14 protein-coding genes are annotated in these 19,960 nt (G+C 34.8%); 9 read left to right on the plus strand and 5 right to left on the minus strand.

Annotation, left to right across the window (positions count from 1 at the left end; all coding sequences use genetic code 11):
- Positions 1-24: 24 nt before the first annotated feature.
- Entirely contained in the window at positions 25-3,234 is a 3,210-nt protein-coding gene (locus CLU81_RS22830; protein WP_099711925.1) for a PAS domain-containing protein, read from the minus strand.
- Positions 3,235-3,437: 203 nt separating this feature from the next.
- On the opposite strand from CLU81_RS22830, the gene CLU81_RS22835 reads away from it, so the two are divergent.
- Together CLU81_RS22835 and CLU81_RS22840 are read left to right on the plus strand one after the other, a co-directional pair.
- Complete coding sequence (locus CLU81_RS22835; protein ID WP_099711926.1) at positions 3,438-3,776, plus strand: hypothetical protein; 339 nt, start codon at positions 3,438-3,440, stop codon at positions 3,774-3,776.
- 380 nt (positions 3,777-4,156) lie between these two features.
- Positions 4,157-4,987, plus strand: a complete 831-nt coding sequence (locus CLU81_RS22840) for a hypothetical protein (RefSeq protein WP_099711927.1) — start codon at positions 4,157-4,159, stop codon at positions 4,985-4,987.
- Between the two features lie 351 nt (positions 4,988-5,338).
- Here the strand turns inward: CLU81_RS22840 and CLU81_RS22845 are convergent, their stop codons facing one another.
- Positions 5,339-5,599 (minus strand): SemiSWEET family sugar transporter, encoded by a 261-nt coding sequence (locus CLU81_RS22845; RefSeq protein ID WP_099711928.1) that lies wholly within the window; start codon positions 5,597-5,599, stop codon positions 5,339-5,341.
- A 123-nt stretch (positions 5,600-5,722) separates the two neighbouring features.
- The gene (locus tag CLU81_RS22850) at positions 5,723-6,571 is read right to left on the minus strand and encodes an SDR family oxidoreductase (protein WP_099711929.1); all 849 of its coding nucleotides are present in this window, start codon (positions 6,569-6,571) and stop codon (positions 5,723-5,725) included.
- A gap of 298 nt (positions 6,572-6,869) precedes the next feature.
- Between CLU81_RS22850 and CLU81_RS22855 the strand changes: the two genes are divergently transcribed.
- The 5 genes from CLU81_RS22855 to CLU81_RS22875 all read left to right on the plus strand — a co-directional run bounded on the left by CLU81_RS22855 (position 6,870) and on the right by CLU81_RS22875 (position 13,775).
- Entirely contained in the window at positions 6,870-8,084 is a 1,215-nt protein-coding gene (locus tag CLU81_RS22855) for a response regulator (RefSeq protein WP_099711930.1), read from the plus strand.
- A 184-nt stretch (positions 8,085-8,268) separates the two neighbouring features.
- Positions 8,269-11,838, plus strand: coding sequence for a response regulator (locus CLU81_RS22860; protein WP_099711931.1), 3,570 nt, complete (start codon positions 8,269-8,271; stop codon positions 11,836-11,838).
- Positions 11,839-12,026: 188 nt separating this feature from the next.
- On the plus strand, positions 12,027-12,392 hold the full coding sequence (locus CLU81_RS22865; RefSeq protein ID WP_099711932.1) for a response regulator: 366 nt from the start codon (positions 12,027-12,029) through the stop codon (positions 12,390-12,392).
- Positions 12,393-12,399: 7 nt separating this feature from the next.
- Positions 12,400-13,209, plus strand: a complete 810-nt coding sequence (locus CLU81_RS22870) for a protein-glutamate O-methyltransferase CheR (protein WP_099711933.1) — start codon at positions 12,400-12,402, stop codon at positions 13,207-13,209.
- Positions 13,191-13,775 carry a chemotaxis protein CheB gene (locus tag CLU81_RS22875; RefSeq protein ID WP_099712842.1) on the plus strand — a complete coding sequence of 195 codons (585 nt, stop codon included), beginning with the start codon at positions 13,191-13,193 and terminating at the stop codon, positions 13,773-13,775. The genes CLU81_RS22870 and CLU81_RS22875 overlap by 19 nt, the downstream gene beginning before the upstream one ends.
- A 233-nt stretch (positions 13,776-14,008) precedes the next feature.
- On the opposite strand, the gene CLU81_RS22880 is transcribed toward CLU81_RS22875, so the two are convergent.
- A complete protein-coding gene (locus CLU81_RS22880; protein WP_099711934.1) occupies positions 14,009-14,782 on the minus strand; it encodes a porin family protein in 774 nt (257 codons plus the stop codon).
- Positions 14,783-14,791: 9 nt separating this feature from the next.
- Complete coding sequence (locus CLU81_RS22885; protein WP_099711935.1) at positions 14,792-15,913, minus strand: hypothetical protein; 1,122 nt, start codon at positions 15,911-15,913, stop codon at positions 14,792-14,794.
- Between the two features lie 320 nt (positions 15,914-16,233).
- On the opposite strand from CLU81_RS22885, the gene CLU81_RS22890 reads away from it, so the two are divergent.
- Together CLU81_RS22890 and CLU81_RS22895 are read left to right on the plus strand one after the other, a co-directional pair.
- The gene (locus tag CLU81_RS22890) at positions 16,234-16,557 is read left to right on the plus strand and encodes a DUF6660 family protein (protein WP_233209749.1); all 324 of its coding nucleotides are present in this window, start codon (positions 16,234-16,236) and stop codon (positions 16,555-16,557) included.
- A gap of 108 nt (positions 16,558-16,665) precedes the next feature.
- Positions 16,666-19,818 (plus strand): efflux RND transporter permease subunit, encoded by a 3,153-nt coding sequence (locus CLU81_RS22895; RefSeq protein WP_099711936.1) that lies wholly within the window; start codon positions 16,666-16,668, stop codon positions 19,816-19,818.
- The last annotated feature ends 142 nt before the right edge of the window (positions 19,819-19,960 follow it).

Below are 19,960 nucleotides of genomic sequence, written 5' to 3' on the forward strand. Positions count from 1 at the left end.
GCGATAGATTTGATTATTTTAAAACTATTGTAATTCAGGAATATAAATATCGAAAGTGGCACCTTTGTCTTTTTCGCCATTTGCTGTTATAATTCCTTTATGATTTTCAACGATTTTTTTAACGATTGCAAGACCAATTCCGGTTCCGGCGAACTCAGTTTCAGTGTTTAAGCGTTGAAAAACCTCAAAGATGCGTTCCTTGTATTCTGGATCAAAGCCAATTCCGTTATCCGAAATTTTAAGGTGATAATAAATCTTATCCGGAAAATCAACAGGCTGTTTTAAGCTATTTCCTTTAATTCTCTCCGCTTTAATTTCTATAATTGGCACAATGTCCTTTCGGGAGAATTTTAACGCATTACCGATCAAATTATGCAATAATTGTCTAAATTGAAACGGAATTACAGTTACTTCGCCCAAAGGCTGAAAATTGATTTGAGCATTTTTCTCTTCAATACGTTCCGAAAAATCGCTTGTAATTTCCTCAGCAATATCATCAAGATTAACGGTCACAAAAACTCTTTCTGCCGAATTTGTTCGTGAATACGTTAACAAATCCTGAATCAAAGTTTGCATTCTTTTTGCTGCAAATTCAATTCGGCTTAAATAAGTTTTGGCATTCGCCGAAATATTTTGCTCATCTAAATCCGCTAATCTACTGGCAAAAGTTTGAATTTTTCGAAGTGGTTCCTGCAAATCATGACTAGAGATATAAGCAAAAGACTGAAGTTCAATATTCATATTGATCAAGTCTCTGTTTTTAATTTCAAGCTGTTCCGTTCGTTCATGAACTTCTTTTTCCAATCGATTGGTAAAATCCTTTTGATCTTGAATATCAGTACTTGTACCAACCCACATTTGAATCTTTCCTTCTGAATCTTTCTGAGCAATGGCGCGGCTTAATTGCCATCTGTATGCACCATCAAAACGACGAAAACGATGTTCTAATAAAAAGTCATTTCCGGTTTTTATAGATTCCATCCACGTATTTACGTTCTCTTCGCGATCATCAGGATGAATAATTTGCAGCCAGCCATGTTTGTCAATGTCGTTTTTATCTAGACCTGAAAAGCTGTAAACAGATTGGTTAAAGTAATTCAGATTTCCCAGAGCGTCACTTGTCCAGACAAATTGCGGCATCGAATCGGCCAAAAGCCTGAATTTTTGCTCACTTTTCATCAAGATTTCCCGACCTTCTTTTTCATCCGTAATATCCATTACGGTTCCAATCATTTTGATAGGTGCTTTATTTTCATCAAAAAATATCTTGCCATGCGCTCTAATCCATGCGATAGAATCGTCAGGTTTAATAATGCGGCATTCATATTTGTAAATACTTGATTTAAGAGCTATTGTATACGCTTTTTCTAAAATAGGAAGATCTTCGGGATATATCTGATTTAAAATCTGCGGACGCGTAATTTTTACAGCTTTATCCAGGCCAAAAACAGTCGGTAAATTCTCAGAGTATATTAATTTCTGATTCGAAACATTCAAATCCCAAGTTGCGATTTCAGCTATTTCGGCTGCAAGACGCGCTCTTTGTTCTGCATTTTCTACCTTTTTTCGAGCTTTGACTTTATCCGTAACATCATTTACCGTAACCATAACGCCCGATATTTTGCCTTCTTTTTCGAACAAAGGCGTGTATTGATAATCAAGATAAAATTTTTGCAGTTTTCCTTTGATATCAACATAAGCAAGCGCTTCTTTTTCTTTGACAATTTTTCCTTTATACAAAACTTCATCAAGAAGTTCAGGGTATTTTTGTCCTCGTAATTCAGGGAAAACATCAAGTAACGGTAGGCCAATAGCTTCATTTTCTTTTTTCTGCCAGATGGTTTTCATCATTGTATTATTGGCCAATTCAATCGTATGATCTTTACCTCTAAAAATCGCCATCGCAATAGGAGAGTCCATAACCAGTTTTCTAAAAGCAGTTTCACTTTCAGTCAAGAGATATTTTGCTTTTACAGCTTCTGTAACTTCATGCGAAACAATTATAACGCCGGATATACTGCCATCTTCTTCCCTTAACGGATGAAAAACAAGATTAAAATAACAATTTTCTTGTCGGCCATAACGGTTTAAAGTAACCGATAATTCATCTGTATAATATGGGATTCCATCCTGATAAACCTTTGATAGCAGCGGATAAACAGTATCTCTGGCTTCCGGAACAGAAGTAAAAACAGGTTTGTCTAAAACTTCTTCTTCGGTTTTATCTACAATTTGCAAGTATGTTGCATTAGCCATTTCTACAATTAAATCAGCGCCTCTAAGAATTGCAATTCCCAGCGGAAGCTGCTTTACAGTATCTTTAAATCGTTTCTCACTTTCTTCAACAGCATTGCGGGAAACCACCTGAAGCGTCACATCATTTGCAATTGCGACAATTCCAGAAATCGTTCCGTCAGGTTCTTTTAAAGCTTCATAAACGACATTTATAAAGGTATTTACGATTTTGCCTTTTCGGGTCAATTTTACAGGAAGCTCGTACGCCATGAATTTCTCGCCGGTTGTAAAAACGTTTTCGAGAATATCCTCAAGACCTTGACCTGTGGCTTCTGGTAAGGCTTCAAAAACGGGTTTATTAATTACGTCATCGATTTTGCGTTCCCAGATTTCAAGCATCAGTTCATTGGCGATTTCGATAACATAATCTTTTCCTCTAAAAATGCACATAGCATTTGGCGTCTGAAGAATGTTGTTTCGATAACGTTCATTACTGTTTTCAAGCTTTTTTAGAATATTTACTTTATCGGTTGTTTCATTGCAAATTACAAGTACACCGCCAATTTTTCCTTCATCATTACTAACCGGACTATAACTAAAAGTCCAGTAAACATCTTCCATTTTTCCGTTTCGGTATATTGGCAAAAGCTGATCTTCGTGCCAGGTAGCTTCACCTTGAATGAGAACCTGATCGATCAAAGGCTTAATAAAATCCCAGATCTCAGACCAGAATTCGGCACCTTTTTGACCCAAGATTGCAGGATGTTTTCCGTCGTTTCCAAGACTTGGACGATATGCATCATTATAAAAACAAATATGATCTGGTCCCCAAAATAAAAACATCGGAAATTTTGAGTTCAAAAGAATTCCCATAGTTGTACGCAAGCTTTGTGGCCATGAATCAACACTTCCAATCGGAGTTTTGCTCCAATCTTTTGCACGTGTTAATGCGCCCATTTCGCCTCCGTTTGCCAGGAAATCTTGATTTTTTGTACTCATTCTAAGGTTATATTTTGATTTTGATATGGTCTTCTAACTTTTTAAGAAATTAGATAATTGTTAAAATTAGTAAAATATCCTAATGATTTCCTGTCAATTTTTGAATGAGCTAATAATTAAATCTATTGAGTTAATTTTATTTGGTTTCAATCCTGAAATTTGAATAAACAATAGATTCAGGAAATCTTAAATGGAATAAAATCATGAAAAGAGAGCAAAAACACGAAACCGACTATATAAAAAAGTACCAAGACGAAGGCTATACTTGTAATTATTTATTTGCAGATGGATCGCTTTTAGATTCTGAAACTAAATATGCTTATCAGCCTGACGAAATATACATCGTGGCGCATCATCGATATGAAGGTATGAGTGATCCGGATGATATGTCGATTTTATATGTCATCGAAACAAAAGATCAAAAAAAAGGAACGCATTTATTAGGATACGGGCCAACCGCAGATCTCGAAGAAGCCGAATTTTTTAAAGATATCCCAAAAGCGAATTACGCTAAAAACGCCGATATCAACGAACTTACATAAGATAAAATAGAGAAGTATTTTTTATTTTGCTGGGGAGCAGTTGTTTCAGATTTATCTGGAGCAGCTGCTTTTTTTCTTTAAAGGTACTGAGGTTCTGAGTTGCTAAGGTTCTGAGGTGAGAATGTGTCAATTATATAATTAGTGAATTAGATAATTCATTGAATGCTTAAATTTTGATTCTTCGCATTAGCAGGTTTTACATTTTACATTTCACAATTCACAATTTACCCTATTCTAATAATTATGAAATATCTCTCTGAAATTGTATAAGGGTTTGATTTGCAATATGTACGAAATTTGACTTATAGAAATGCAATAAAAACCAAAGTTGTTTTTTGTACGTAAATAAGTACTAACCACTTTATTTAAACTGAACCAAAATGAAAAAACTTTACTTAAATACAGGAGGATTTGACGCTATTTTTAACGATCTTAAAGATAGTTTTAATGGGGAATTGACTACCAATAACAATGAATATAATTTGGCTATCAAGTCAAAATGGGCAAAAGGAACGATTACAGGCGTTTGTTTTGAAAACAGAATGTCACATTTGACTTTTGATCTTATATTTAATTGTGATGTAAATTTAAGTATCGAATCTTTTCAGTCGGCGCCAATATTTTTTGCGCATTGCGAAAAAGGAAATCTGACACATAGTTTTGGTATAAATGGAGAGAAAAAGAGTCTTTCAAAGAATCAAACCGGTATTTTGAATAATACATCATTGGTAAACAGTCTTTTGTCTTTTGATAGTCACAAACATATTCAGTTTTCATTGATTGGAGTTCCAACAGAAAATTTAGGAACAGAAGAGAACCAGGAATTAATTACTGACTTGAAAAAAAGGTTTATGAATGAAACCGGAAATTACATTTATGTAGCTTCTGAAAATTTTAAAGTTGCCGAAAAATGGCAAGAATTAAAAACGCTTTCGCAACAAGGAATCGTTAGAAATTTAGTCAAAAAATTGATTCTCAAAGAAATTGTAGACTTAGAGATAGCCCAACATAGTTATAATTACTTAAAAACGTTTGATCAAATTTTAAATTTGGCAATCAAACCAATAAACGAAATCAGAAGAATATCAAATATGAATCTTACAGAAGTAATTTATACTGCCGGATTAGCTAGCCGAAACTATTTGCCTCGTATTTTCAAAGAAAAATACCATTTATCTTATAAGCCATTCAATCAAAAATTAGTTAGCTAACAAGCATTAAATACACTTCTTTATTTCGAAAAAAACAGCTTTAACGAGCTGTTTTTTTATTTGTTGTAAGTTTGAAATGGCAAAATAGCACGCGGATGACACGGATTCGCTAAAGCGAAGACGCGGATTAAAAACGGATTTTTTTTATAAGATAATGTAACCCCAGTTTTGTCATCCCGAGGAACGAGGGATCTCCGCAAGAAACTCCACACAGTAAGTTGCCAATCTTTGGCGAGCTACTTGCGGAGATCCCTCGTTCCTCGGGATGACAAGATTGCGTAAACCTCTCTAAAAGAATAAAAATTCAGAACCTTAGCAACTTAGCAACTTAGTACCTCAGAACCTTAAAAATCACTCTTTTTCGTAGTAAATAATAAAGTAAACCATAATCAAGTTCAGGCACAAAGAAACGCTATTTGTTATTATTATAGGTAAATCATTTTTTAAGAAGCCATAGATAATCCATATCAAAATTCCGAAAGTCAGAATTCCGAAAGTTTTAAGCGAAATCTCTTTTACCTTCTTGGTTTTCCAGACTTTTAAAATCTGAGGAATAACTGAAATGGTAACGCAAGTTCCTGCAAAAAGACCGATGATATCTATGAAGTTCATTTTTTTTGAGGGTCTAAGGTTCTGAGGTACTAAGGTTCTGAGGTTTTCTGGTCACAGTCGCAGTTTCAGTCGCAAAGCAACCTGAAACTTGAAACCTGAAACATACAATTTGAAACAAAAAATTTATCCACTCACTAATTCGCCACCATTTATATGTATAAATTGTCCGGTGATATAACTACTATCCTCACAAGCCAGGAATACATAAGCTGGAGCAACTTCTGATGGTTGACCGGCTCTTTCCATGGGATTGTTTTTTGCGAAATCTTCTAAATTATCGAAAGTAGCAACAATCAAAGGCGTCCATATTGGGCCTGGAGCAACACCATTTACACGTATTTGCCTTTTGACTAACATTGTAGATAATGATTTTGTAAAACTCACAATCGCACCTTTTGTACTCGCATAATCAGCAAGATGTTCGCTGCCGCGATATGCTGTGACTGAACTTGTATTGATAATAGTATCGCCTTCTTTCAAGAAAGCCAATGCAGTTTTTGTGACATAGAAATAGGGATAGATATTGGTTTCGAATGTTTTATGTAGTTGCGCAGCGGTTATTTTTTCTATTTCGTCTTGCGGAAATTGTATCGCCGCATTATTCACCAGAATATTTAACTTTTTAAAGAAAGTATGGCATTTTTTTACGGCACTTTTACAGAATTTCTCGTCTTTTAAATCGCCGCTTATTAGCAAACATTGCTGACCTTCTTTTTCTATAAGTTCCTTTGTTTTCAAGGCATCTTTGTCTTCTTTTAGATAAACAATCGCAATATTAGCGCCTTCTCTTGCAAAATGTACGGCAATGCTTCGGCCAATTCCGCTGTCACCTCCAGTTATAAAAGCAACTTTTCCTAGAAGTTTTCCGCTTCCTACGTAGTTTTCTCTAATAATTTCGGGTTCGGGATTCATTTTATATTCATGACCCGGAAGTTCTTGTTTTTGTTCTGGGAATGTCTTTATCTTTTTCATGATATTAAATTTTAGCGAATAATCTAATCCTAAGTTAGATAAAGGTTCAGGAAGATATTAACTGATATAAATTAAAGATTATCGTAATAAAACTGAATGCATAAAATAGAGTCAAACATGGGAATTATGTAACGATTTTTATTCTGAATAAAAAAGGACTAAAATTATTTTTCCTAAATTTGAGGGTTTATCTGACGTTATTTAAAAATAGGATCAGCTGTTTTTAAATAACATTTTTCAGGAATAATTTCCAAACCAAGAATAATTTTAACCCTAATGCTTTATTCCCCACAACAGCATGGTATTAATCGTAGATGATATAAAGGCAAATATTATTGCCTTAAAAAAAACATTAGAACTGCATAATATCGATGTAGACACTGCCGAGTCGGGTGAAGAAGCCCTTAAGAAAATTCTCAAAACAAATTATTGCTTAATCATTATGGACGTTCAGATGCCTGGACTTGATGGTTTTGAGGTTGTAAAAATTCTTTCAGGCAACAAACGAACAAAAGATATTCCGGTTATATTTCTTTCGGCACTTAATATCGAAAAGAAATACATCTTTAAAGGATACGAAACTGGTGCTGTCGAGTACATTACGAAACCCGTAGATACTGATTTGCTGATTTTGAAAGTAAAGACATTCATTAAGATTTACGAACAGCAAAACGAACTAAAAGGCATAAAAGACCTGCTTTCTAAAGAAATCAAAATTAGAAAAGAAGCTCAGGACAATCTCGAAATCAAAATCGCAGAAAGAACCAAAGAACTGGTTTTGAAAAACGAAGAATTAGAGATGAAAAATCATGAACTACAACAGTTTTCCTGGGTAGTTTCGCATGATTTGAATGAACCAATCCGAAAAATTCAAATCTTTATAAAAATAATCAAAGAACTTTATCTTGCCGATGACGCAAAAGCGGTTGATTATGTTGACCGAACGATTAAATCTGCGGAAAGAATGCAGACTTTAATTACGGATCTTTTGGCATATTCGAGATTATCATCGCAGGTAAAACCCGAAATTACAGACCTGAATGTGGTTTTGCAGGAAGTACTTTCGGATTTTGATTACTTGATCGAAAGAAAAAATGCTACGATAAAAACCAGCGAATTGCCTACAATAGATAGTATTCCGAGTCAGTTAAGACAGGTTTTCCAGAATTTGATTGGAAATGCTTTGAAATTCTCCGGAAACGCTGAACATCCTTTGATCGAAATTACTTCTGAATTGATTGCAAACAAATCATTTGACAGTCCAACTTCCCCGGAAGGGAAATTTTGTCGAATCATTGTAAAAGATAACGGAATTGGTTTTGACGAGATTTATCTGGATCGAATATTTATCATTTTCCAAAGTTTAAACGATCGTCAATCTTATGAAGGAACAGGGATTGGTCTGGCTATAGCCAAAAAAATAATCGAAAAACATAACGGATTAATCACAGCAAAAAGTCAAGTAGGCAAGGGCGCAAGCTTTATTATAATATTGCCTTTGAAATATGAATAAACAAAGGAAGCCCACGGATGAAACAGATTAAACGGATTTACACTGTTTTTTTTTAATCATCGCAATCTGTGAAAAAAAAATAACAGGATTCAACAATTTCAAAACAACACAAAGTGTAAAACGTGAAACAAAGAAAACCTGAAACAAAATACCAAAAACAAAGAACACCTGAAACAAAAAATATATGAAGAGTAATTTTAAAAGGAATTTATTAATAAGCTCATTCGTTTCATTACTGGTTTTGATGATCAGTTCGACGGCTTCTTTTTTGAGCATAAAAAGCTTATTAAGCAGTAATTTTTGGGTAAACCATACTCAGGAAGTGATTTATAATCTGAACGAAGGTTCTGCGATTATAACTGAGGCTCAAACAAGTATGCGTGGTTATTTAATAACCGGAGACGAGCAATTTGTAGAAAGATACAATGATGCTGAAATAAAATCTAATGGTTATTTCGAAAAAGTAACAGAGCTTACTGTTGATAATGAGTCGCAGCAAAAGGAACTAAAAGAGCTAAAAGAACTTCGTGCCAGCTTCTTTAAATACTTGAATAATCAAATCGTCAAAAAGCGATTGGGCAAGGACAACGTTGTGTTTGATCTCAATGAAGGGAGAAATATGATGAATGATTTGCGTGCGAACATTAAAAGAATTGAAAATACAGAACAAAACCTTTTAAAAGAAAGAAACGAAAATTCTGAACGTTACGGAACGTATAGTATCGCTTTAATTATTGTTGCGTTTATTATTGCGTTTTTGATTTCGATTGTTTTCTTGATGCGTATTTTAAAAGATTTTAATGAACGTGCTTTACTTCAAAGCGAATTAGAGAAAAAAGATCGCGAAACCGAAGAGAGAATCGAGGTAATTAGTAGCATTGCCAGTAATATTTCGAGTGGAAATTATGACATTCGCGTAGACGATACTAAATCTGATGCTTTGGGAAGCGTTGGTGAATCACTGAATAATATGGGAGTTTCGCTAAAAAGCTCTTTCGATTTATTGTCTCAAAAAGAATGGCTTCAAAGTGGTATTGCGAGTCTTAATAATGTAATGTTGGGCGATAAAACCCTTCAAAAATTATCAAAAGACGTTATTGAATTTGTATGTCAATATACCAATAGCAGCGCGGGAGTTTTGTATATTTTGGAGGATAACGAGCTTTTTGTTTCGGGCGGATACAGTTATATTCCAAGTAAAAACAGAGAACGTATTCGAAAAGGCGAAGGATTAATTGGTCAGGCGATTACTTCCGGAAAAATATTAGAATTAAAGACTTTATCTCCGGATGATATTCAGATAAATTATGCTTTGGGGCAAATAAAACCAACACATATTGTTGCTGTTCCGTTGATTGATAACAGAATCGAAGGCGCACTTGAATTGGCAAGTATTTATGGTTTTTCGGACTTGCATTTGGAGTTTTTAAAAACGGTTTCGAACAATATAGGAATCGCGATTAAATCGACTCAAAACAGAAAAAGAGTGATGGAATTGTTGGAAGAAACCAAATCTCAATCTGAGGAACTTCAGCAACAACACAGTGAATTGGAAGCTATTAACGCCGAATTGGAAGCGCAAACGGAGAAACTTCAGGCTTCTGAAGAAGAACTGAGAGTGCAACAGGAAGAGTTGGAGCAAACGAATGAAGAGTTATCTGAAAGAAGTGTTTTATTAGAAGAAAAAAACAATGAAATTCAGAAGAAATCAGAAGCTTTGGAACTTACGACACGTTATAAATCAGAGTTTTTGGCGAATATGTCACATGAATTAAGAACGCCTTTGAATTCGATTTTGCTTTTGAGCCGTTTACTTTCTGAAAATAATAACAAAAGCATGGTTGCTGAGGAAATTGAATTTGCAAAAGTGATTCAGAGTTCCGGAAACAGTTTATTGGGCTTAATCGATGAAATTTTGGATTTATCTAAAATTGAAGCCGGAAAAATGGAGCTTGAATTCCTTGACGTTTCTACAAAAGAAATCACGGATAATTTGTGGAATTTGTTCAATCAAGTGGCAAAAGAAAAAGGAATTATATTCGAAATTATTTCTAAAGACGCACCAATTGTTATCAAAACAGACAAAATGCGTTTGGAACAAATTTTGAAAAACCTGATTTCGAATGCGATTAAATTCACAGAAAAAGGAACGGTAAGTTTAGAAATAAAAATCAATACTGACGACGATAAAATCATTTGCTTTATTGTAAAAGATACCGGAATTGGAATTCCGTTAGATAAACTGCCTTTGGTTTTCGAAGCTTTTCAACAAGCGGATGGTTCTACAAAACGTAAATATGGCGGAACTGGTTTAGGATTATCAATTAGTAGAGAATTGGCAAAACTGCTTAGAGGCGAAATTATTCTGCACAGTAAAGTCAAAGAAGGAAGTACGTTTACATTGTGTCTTCCGGTGTTTGGATCTGCGATTACTAAAATTAATGTCGATAAAATTCCTCCAACGGAATTTACTGAAGTTGAAGCTGAAGAAAAACCTACAACTAAAAATAAGTATTTAAGCGCTACGATTCCTGATGAAATTGAAGACGACAGGGATACTATTAAATCCGGCGATAAGGTTATTTTGATTGTTGAGGATGATATCAATTTTGCAAAATCACTTTTGGCTTTCACCAGAAAAAAAGGATATAAAGGAGTTGTTTCCGTACGAGGCGATTATGCTTTGAATTTTACCTTACTTTATAGACCTGTTGGCGTTTTATTGGATATAGAATTACCAATAAAAAGTGGTTGGGAAGTTCTGGAAGAATTAAAAAATCATGCACAAACCAAACATATTCCGGTTCATATTATGTCTTCGCATAAATTGAAACAAGAAAGTTTGCTAAAAGGCGCGGTAGATTTCTTAGACAAACCGGTTGCTTTTGACAAAATTCCGGATGTGTTTTTGAGAATCGAACATATCATAAGTAAAGAAGCTCAAAAGGTTTTGATTATCGAAGACAATCCAAAACATGCAAAAGCATTGGCTTTTTTCTTAGAAACCTATAATATTAATTCGGAGATTAAAAGCGAGGTTTCTCAAGGTTTAGAAGCTTTAAATAAAACTGAAATTGATTGCGTGATTCTCGATATGGGAATTCCGGATAAACATGCTTATGAGATTCTGGATGGCGTAAAGAAAAGTCCTGGATTAGAGAATCTTCCAGTAATTGTATTTACAGGAAAAAGTTTATCGCTGAAAGAAGAGGTTAAAATTAAGAAATATGCGGATTCTATTATCGTAAAAACCGCACATTCGTACCAAAGAATGCTTGACGAAGTTTCACTTTTCCTTCATTTAGTCGAAGATAAAAAAGACGTAAAAGACAAAAAGGAAAGTTATAAAAAGCTAAATTTACTAAACAATATTCTACACGAGAAAAAAGTGTTGATTGTAGACGATGATGTTCGTAATATTTATTCGCTGACAAAAGCGCTGGAAGTATTCAAAATGAATGTTATCACGGCTTTTGATGGTAAAGAAGCAATTAAAATATTAGGCGAACATACTGATACTGATGTTGTTTTGCTTGATATGATGATGCCAAATATGGACGGTTATGAAACGGCGGAAAAAATAAGAACGATGCCGAAATTCTTAAATCTGCCTGTAATTGCTGTTACGGCAAAAGCGATGACGGGTGACAGAGAAAAATGTATCAAAGCTGGAGCTTCGGATTATATTACAAAACCTGTTGATATTGATCAGTTGTTGTCGCTATTGCGAGTTTGGCTTTATGATAAGATTTAAGAGAGTTTTATTGTAGAGGAAAGATTATAGAAGCAAGAAGCAAGAAGCAAGATTATAGATTATAGAAGAAAGAATTTTGTTGTGAATTGCACAAATTGATTATTTAATTTATTTATCTGGAATTAGTGAAAATTTGTACAATTCGTGGCAAAAAACCGTGACAAAAAAACTTTAAAAAGAAGACGAAAATGAATAAAAAAAGACTCTTAATTATTGATGATGATTCTAGAAATATTTTTGCTTTAGAAAACACTTTACGTGCAAAATCATTCGATTGTTTGTCTTGTTTAAGTGCTGAGGAAGCTTTGAAATTATTAGAATCTGATGAAATCATAGATGGTGTTTTAATCGATATGATGATGCCGGAAATGGATGGTTATGAAGCCATTCCGTTAATAAAAAAGATTCCGTCAAGAGAATCAACTTTTGTAGTTGCAGTAACCGCTCAGGCGATGGTAGGCGATAAAGAAAAATGTTTGGAGGCGGGAGCAGATGAATACATTTCGAAACCCGTTGATGTAGATAAATTACTGCTTATTTTGGGTAAAATTTGAATGAATTATGATTGAGGATATCGAATTAGAAACGCTTATTAATGATGTTTACGAATATTATGGTTTTGACTTTGGAAGCTATTCCAGAGCTTCATTAAAAAGGCGTGTTACCCGAGTAATTCAGTTAGATGGCTTTAAGCATTTTCATGAATTTCTCTCGAAAGTTCGTTCAGATCCTGAATATTATAAAAGAATGGTTGATGAAATCACGGTCAATGTAACAGAAATGTTTCGTGATCCTGGTTTTTATGCTGTTGTGCGCAATGAAATTTTACCTTTATTAGGAACAAAACCCTTTATCCGATTATGGCATGCAGGCTGTTCTACAGGCGAAGAAGTATATTCGATGGCAATTATGCTTAAAGAAGCCGGTTTACTTCATAAATCGTTACTTTATGCAACTGATATAAATGCAACGGTTTTAGAAACGGCCAAAAAAGGTATTTTCCCTTTGCGAATGATGAAAGAATACTCAGAGAATTATCGTACTGCGGGCGGACAAGAAGACTTTTCGAACTATTATATTGCCAATTATGGTATTGCTAAGTTTAATGAAGAACTGGCGGAAAAAATGGTTTTCTCACAACATAATTTGGTTTCAGATACTTCATTCAATGAATTTGATATGATTTTATGCCGAAATGTTTTGATTTATTTTGATAATGATCTTCAAAAAAGAGTTATTAATTTATTCGATGAAAGTTTGGCTGTTTTAGGATTTTTAGCGCTTGGAACAAAGGAAACGATTAAGTATTCGATTGATTTGGGCAAATACAAACAGCTGGACAAAGAGAAAATATGGAGGAAAGTAAAATAATATCAGGCTGTAAAGTTGTAATTATAGGTGGATCTGCAGGAAGTTTGAATGCTTTGATGCAAATCTTGCCGGAATTGTACCAACTAAATGATTTTGCGATTGTAATTGTAGTTCACAGAAAAAGTACTGACGATCAAACATTGGAAGATCTTATCGCTTTGAAAGCAAAAGTTACCGTAAAACCTGTTGAAGATAAAGTGCCGCTTTTACCCGGATTTATTTATATCGCGCCCTCAAATTATCATTTATTATTCGAAAATAACGAAACACTTTCTCTGGATACTTCAGAGAAAGTAAACTATAGTCGACCAAGTATAGATGTTTCGTTTGAATCTGCGGCAGAAGTTTATAAAGAAACTTTAGTTGGAATTTTATTATCAGGTTCAAATACTGACGGAACTTATGGTTTAAAGAGAATTAAAGCTTCGGGAGGAACTATTGTAGTTCAGAATCCTCTTGCTGCAGATATGCCTTTTATGCCGAATAATGCAATCGAAAAAACTTCTCCTGATTTTATCTTAGATAATGAAGAATTATTAGCATTTATTACTTCAATCAATACTTAAAAATAAAATTGATTAAGTATAATTGTTTTAACACATAGAAACATAGCTTTTATTTACTTAAAAAAAGGCGTTTCACTTAATTTAAATACACATAGCACTATCTATGTGAAAGAAATATATTTCTTTTATTATCTCCTTTTTGCACACATAAAATCTATGTTTCTATGTGTTTAATTTTTTATACATCAAGCGGAAGGAAATAGAATGAGTAATTAAACTCAACGGGTCAAAAATTACTTTTTGAGCTGAGGCGCTTCGTCTGAAGGAAGTACAATCTTGTTGAGTTCAGCTTCTTTTTCAGCTCTTTTTTGTGCTGCTTTTCCTCTTCCAATTGGGATTCCTGCTGTTATGTACAAAGATCTGTTGTAAACATTTGGACCGTCGCCTTTCATTACAGGAACCAATCCGTAGTAATATTGAACGGTAAAATTCAATCCGTTTCCAACATTCATATGATAACCCGCGCCCAGAGCAACTCCGGCGTCAATAACACGAATTTGATCTCGGATATTCTTTTTATAAATCACATCATCTTTATCATATTCTTGTTTGAATTCATCAAAAGCTTTGGCTAATAAACCAAATTGAGGTCCTGTTTTAAAGTAAATTCCGTTTTTGAATTGGTACTTTATTAAAATAGGCACATTAAAATAGCGTAATTCACGATTTACACTTCCGTTGGCAAACGTATTATCCAGATTTACATCGTCTAGTGAATACACAGGCAATCCATGCGCTCCCATTGGCGATTTTACGATAACGCCAGTATTAATCATCCATGAGGGATTTTTATGCGATCGAATATCAAAATAAAAACCAAGATTAAATCCAGGTTCTGTCCCTGAAGTATCCAAACCAGAAATCGTGGAGAGATTAATTCCGCCTTCTAAACCAAATTCCAGAAATGGCGAATTCAGTTTATCTCCAAAAATCAAGGAAATTAAAACTTGCGAATGAGCAGGAGCAAAGCAAAGCAGTGCAAAAAGCAATAATAAACCTTTTTTCATATAATTGGGTTAAAGTCCAAAACGATATTGAAGACCACCTAAAACTTGTGTACGACTGCCTAAAAATCCAACTTCGGCACGGAACATAACATGTTTATTGTATTGAAACTGAGTTCCTATTAGAAAGTTCCACATATCTTTTGGCGCTTTCTGAAGCGAATATTGTACTGATGAATCGCCGGCAGTACTCAAGGCTCCGTCTAAAGTTGTTAAGAAGGTTCCAGCTTTTTCTAGCGCTCGGTTTGCAGTATTGTGTTTTGCAACATTTATTGGATTTGCTTGTTGCGCAGGCGTCAATCCATCCCACCAAGTATTGACTTTGGTTTGATTATCAGAGACTTTTGCCAATCCATCATCCACTTTTTGTTGCGCAGTACTTAGATCAAATATATCAGACATATCAATGTTTCCGTTGGTATCTCCTGAAATATGTACTCTAAAAGCACCAACCCAAAAAGCAATATTTTGATCTTGCTTATGAAATTTAAAAGTTTTACCCAATCGAGGTCCAAAAATATAAGAGAACGCTGGTTTATCAAGAGAACTTATATCCGTCCATGCCATGTTCATGTCAAGAGCCAGCCAGCCACCGCCAATACCAATTGTAGGCGTCATACCAAATCCAAATGTAGTAGCGTTAAAATCTGCTTTTGTACTAAAACTGGCAACTTGCGACCAGTTGTTATCAGCGTCTGGAACCCATATACCTGCATTTATTTTGGTCGAAGTAGAAGCTTTTCCAAAAATTCCATAAATATTTAAAAAAGGCAATAACCAAATATCAGGTCTGATAGTAACAGAACTTGCCTCTACAGAAGATTTATCAAAACGAACAATTTCATCTAAATTATATAAAGGACCATTGTTAAAACCAACTTCAAGATCCTTGATCGTAATCTCAGAATCCTGCCAAAAATAATTTACAGAAAGTCCGGCAGAATAAGGCAGATTGTATCCTTTTTGAGCCACTTTTTCTCCCCAAATTGGTAAAGCATATGGATAACTTTCGATTTTAAGACTGTCTTTTAGAACTTGATTTTTTTCTCCAACGATTTTATCGGTGTAAACCTGTCCAAAAATCTGTATACTAAAAAGTAATAATAAGGCTGATATTAGTGTGTTACATTTCATTGATTTTGTAGTATTATAAAATTAATTAATATAGGACTGCGTAAAATAAATATGTACTAATGTATTCTTATGTAAAAAGTCTTCTTATCTTTTGTATTTCAATGTATTGGATTAAAATTGGAGCGGTATTTTGTTTTTAGATTATATGTTAATTATTGTTAAAGTTAAATAAATTTTCTTACCAGTTGCAATATTTTTCAAGAAAGTACACTTTTAAACCGAAAAAAATCAATCGGTTTTGTAAGGCATTTGTTGTTCTTCGGGAATAGCATTTTTAATTATTTAAGTTTTTGAATAGAAATAAATAGTATTTTTGTACCGTGAAATGGATAACAATTATATTGTCAGTTTATTTAATGGCGCTTTCAAATATGCCTTGTGCAGATATGGAAGTAGATAGCGCCGTTCATAAAACAGCCCAATTTTCATCAGAAGCAAATCATTCTCACGATAAAGACAATGATTTATGTTCCCCGTTTTGTGCTTGTAATTGCTGTGGAGCGCAGGTTTTAAGTTATCAAACCGTTGCAACTTTTGATTTTCAGGCAGTAAATCCTATCATTTCGATTCAATTACCAAGTTATAATTCTGTTTTTGCTTCCAATTTCTACGGAAGTATTTGGCAACCCCCTCAAATAGCATAATGATGCCCAACCCAATAAAATGGGCTTTGGGATAGAGAGTTGTGGATTTTCCACAGTATTCAAATAGGCAAAACTTTGCCTCATTTCTCATATCATTATACCAATAAAATGTTAGATAAAATCATACAGTTTAGTATAAAGAACAAGTTTGTTATACTATTATTTACCCTTGTTTTAATAGCTTGGGGAAGCTATTCGCTCAAACAATTGCCACTTGACGCCTTGCCGGATATTACCAATAATCAAGTACAGATTATTACAACGGCGCCAACATTGGCAAGTCAGGAAGTGGAGCAATTAATAACATATCCTCTGGAACAAGCTGTAAAAACAGTTCCGGATATTATAGAACTCCGCAGTATTTCTCGTTTTGGATTATCAGTTGTAACCGTTGTTTTTGAAGACAATGTTGATATTTACTGGGCTCGTGAACAAATATTTCAACGTTTAAAACAAGCCGAAGAAAATATTCCCGCTTATGCCGGTTCGCCGGAATTAGCACCAATTACAACAGGTTTAGGCGAGATTTATCAATATGATGTTTATGCCAAAAAAGGCTATGAAAACAAATACGATGCAGTAAAACTAAGAACCATTCAGGATTGGATAATTATTCCGCAATTGCAAGGAGTCAAAGGCGTTGCCGATGTAAGTACGTGGGGCGGAAAACTTAAACAATACGAAATCGCCGTAAACCCAAATACACTAAATAGTTTGGGCGTTACGATTACCGAAATTTTTGAGGCTTTAGAAAAAAACAATCAAAATACCGGAGGCGCTTATATCGAAAAAGATCAATACGCTTATTTTATTCGTGGCGTTGGAATGGCAAAAGACACTAAAGATTTAGGAAATGTCGTGGTTAAAAACCGAAATGGTTCGCCCGTTTTAGTTCGGGATGTTGCCGAAGTCAGAGAAGGTGTTGCCTTGCGTTACGGAGCTTCTACAAAAGACGGTAAAGGCGAAATTGTTTCGGGTTTAGTTTTGATGCTAAAAGGTGAAAATTCAAGCGCTGTAGTCAACAGAATCCACGAGAGAATGATTCAGATTAATAAAAGTTTGCCGGAAGGTGTTGTTGCCGAAGCTTTTATCGACCGAGGAAAATTAGTTGATAATGCGATAGGAACCGTTACAAAAAACTTATTAGAAGGAGCTTTAATCGTAATTTTTGTCTTGATTTTATTTCTGGGGAATCTTCGCGCTGGTTTAATCGTAGCTTCAGTGATTCCGCTAGCGATGCTTTTTGCTATTATTTTAATGAATGCCTTTGGCGTAAGCGGAAATTTAATGAGTTTGGGCGCAATCGACTTTGGAATAATTGTCGATGGAGCCGTAATTATTGTTGAAGCCACAATGCATCATCTTCAAAAACTCAAACTCAAAAAAGAATTATCGCAAGGCGAAATGGATGCCGAAGTCTATAATTCGGCTTCAAAAATTAGAAATAGTGCCGCTTTTGGCGAAATCATCATTCTGATTGTCTACTTGCCAATTCTCGCTTTAATAGGAACCGAAGGAAAAATGTTCAGACCTATGGCGATGACCGTTGGTTTTGCCGTTATTGGAGCTTTTATCCTTTCGCTGACTTATGTGCCAATGATGAGCGCTTTATTCTTATCTAAAAATACAGAACACATAGAAAATTTCAGTGATAGAATGATGGCTTGGCTAGAATCCATTTATACGCCATTTCTAGAGAAAGCGCTGCAATTTAAAAAGATCGTTTTAGGAATATCACTTGGTTTATTTGCGTTTGGATTAGTAGTTTTTAATAATATGGGAGGAGAATTTATTCCAACAATCGAAGAAGGTGATTTGGCTATAAATGCTACAATTATGACCGGAAGTTCGCTTACGCAGATGGTTGAAACGACTACAAAATACGAACAGATTCTAAAAGCTAAATTCCCTGAGATTAAAACCATCGTAACCAAAATAGGAAGCGGTGAAATCCCGACAGATCCAATGCCAATTGAAAGTGGTGATTTGATTATTGTTTTGAAAGACAAAAAAGAATGGAAAGGCAAATATCATAATTGGGAAGATCTGGCGAATGCAATGAAAGAAGAAATGGAAGTAATTCCGGGCGCTAATATTGAGATTTCGCAACCTATACAAATGCGTTTTAACGAGTTAATGACCGGAAGCCGAAGCGATATTGCCATCAAAATTTTTGGTGATGATCTGGAAATTCTGGACACAAAAGCAACAGAGTTAATTTCGAAAATAAAAAACATCAAAGGAATTGGTGACTTAAAAGCCGATAAAGTAACGGGTTTACCGCAAATAACGATTAAATACGATTACAATAAAATCGCATTATACGGATTGAATATCTCAGACATTAACCGAATCATTCGTTCGTCGTTTGCCGGAGAAAGTGCCGGAAAAATCTATGACGAAAGCAAACGATTTGATGTTGTCGTGCGAATGAATGAGAACAATCGCGCTGATATTACAGATGTGAGCAATTTGTTTATTCCGTTGCCAAATGGTCAGCAAGTGCCGCTTTCGCAAGTTGCGACGGTAGATTATGAGCAAGGTCCGGTGCAAGTCGTTCGCGAAGATGGAAAACGTAGAATCACAGTTGGATTAAACGTTCGTGGACGAGATATTAAAAGTGTTGTCGAAGAAATTCAGCAAAAGCTGGATAAAAATTATAAACTTCCGGCAGGTTATTATGTAACGTATGGCGGTCAGTTTGAGAATTTAATCGAAGCTACAAAACGACTTTCGGTTGCGTTGCCAATTGCATTAGGATTGATATTGGTATTGCTTTATTTCACTTTTAAAAGTTTCAAACAGGCAGGATTAATTTTTACAGCAATTCCGTTATCGGCGATTGGGGGAGTTTTTGCGCTTTGGTTACGCGGAATGCCTTTTAGTATCTCGGCAGGAATTGGTTTTATAGCCTTATTTGGAATCGCGGTTTTAAACGGAATTGTATTGATTTCGTATTTCAATCAGCTTAAAACCGAAGGAATTCTAGATCCGCTGCAAAGAGTTTTAATTGGAACCAAAACCAGATTACGTCCCGTTTTAATGACCGCAGCCGTAGCTTCTTTAGGCTTTTTGCCAATGGCATTATCGACAAGCGGAGGAGCAGAAGTTCAGAAACCTTTAGCAACCGTAGTTATTGGAGGTTTAGTTTCAGCGACTTTATTGACATTAATCGTTTTACCGATTTTGTATTTGTTGTTAGAGAAGAAGTTTAACCGCAAAGAGCGCGAGGATTTACGCGAAGAACGCAATGAAGATTAAAAAGAGACAAGATGAAAGACACAAGATATAATTTAAACACAAACCCCTTTGCGAACTCTGCGAATCTTCCTTTGCGAGCTTTGCGGTTAAACAAGTTCCAATTGGGCAATAAAACTTTCTGGTTAATCACGTTCCTATTAAC

Origin of the sequence: Flavobacterium sp. 9 (genome assembly GCF_002754195.1) — a bacterium.
Lineage (GTDB): Bacteria > Bacteroidota > Bacteroidia > Flavobacteriales > Flavobacteriaceae > Flavobacterium.

Excerpts from the sequence above, each read along its gene's own strand:
- CLU81_RS22885 (WP_099711935.1), bottom strand. The coding sequence starts at position 15,913 with ATGAAATGTAACACACTAATATCAGCCTTATTATTACTTTTTAGTATA.
- CLU81_RS22835 (WP_099711926.1), top strand. The coding sequence starts at position 3,438 with ATGAAAAGAGAGCAAAAACACGAAACCGACTATATAAAAAAGTACCAA.
- CLU81_RS22865 (WP_099711932.1), top strand. The coding sequence starts at position 12,027 with ATGAATAAAAAAAGACTCTTAATTATTGATGATGATTCTAGAAATATT.
- CLU81_RS22895 (WP_099711936.1), top strand. The coding sequence starts at position 16,666 with ATGTTAGATAAAATCATACAGTTTAGTATAAAGAACAAGTTTGTTATA.
- CLU81_RS22850 (WP_099711929.1), bottom strand. The coding sequence starts at position 6,571 with ATGAAAAAGATAAAGACATTCCCAGAACAAAAACAAGAACTTCCGGGT.
- CLU81_RS22880 (WP_099711934.1), bottom strand. The coding sequence starts at position 14,782 with ATGAAAAAAGGTTTATTATTGCTTTTTGCACTGCTTTGCTTTGCTCCT.
- CLU81_RS22845 (WP_099711928.1), bottom strand. The coding sequence starts at position 5,599 with ATGAACTTCATAGATATCATCGGTCTTTTTGCAGGAACTTGCGTTACC.
- CLU81_RS22840 (WP_099711927.1), top strand. The coding sequence starts at position 4,157 with ATGAAAAAACTTTACTTAAATACAGGAGGATTTGACGCTATTTTTAAC.
- CLU81_RS22870 (WP_099711933.1), top strand. The coding sequence starts at position 12,400 with ATGATTGAGGATATCGAATTAGAAACGCTTATTAATGATGTTTACGAA.
- CLU81_RS22830 (WP_099711925.1), bottom strand. The coding sequence starts at position 3,234 with ATGAGTACAAAAAATCAAGATTTCCTGGCAAACGGAGGCGAAATGGGC.
- CLU81_RS22860 (WP_099711931.1), top strand. The coding sequence starts at position 8,269 with ATGAAGAGTAATTTTAAAAGGAATTTATTAATAAGCTCATTCGTTTCA.
- CLU81_RS22855 (WP_099711930.1), top strand. The coding sequence starts at position 6,870 with ATGGTATTAATCGTAGATGATATAAAGGCAAATATTATTGCCTTAAAA.
- CLU81_RS22875 (WP_099712842.1), top strand. The coding sequence starts at position 13,191 with ATGGAGGAAAGTAAAATAATATCAGGCTGTAAAGTTGTAATTATAGGT.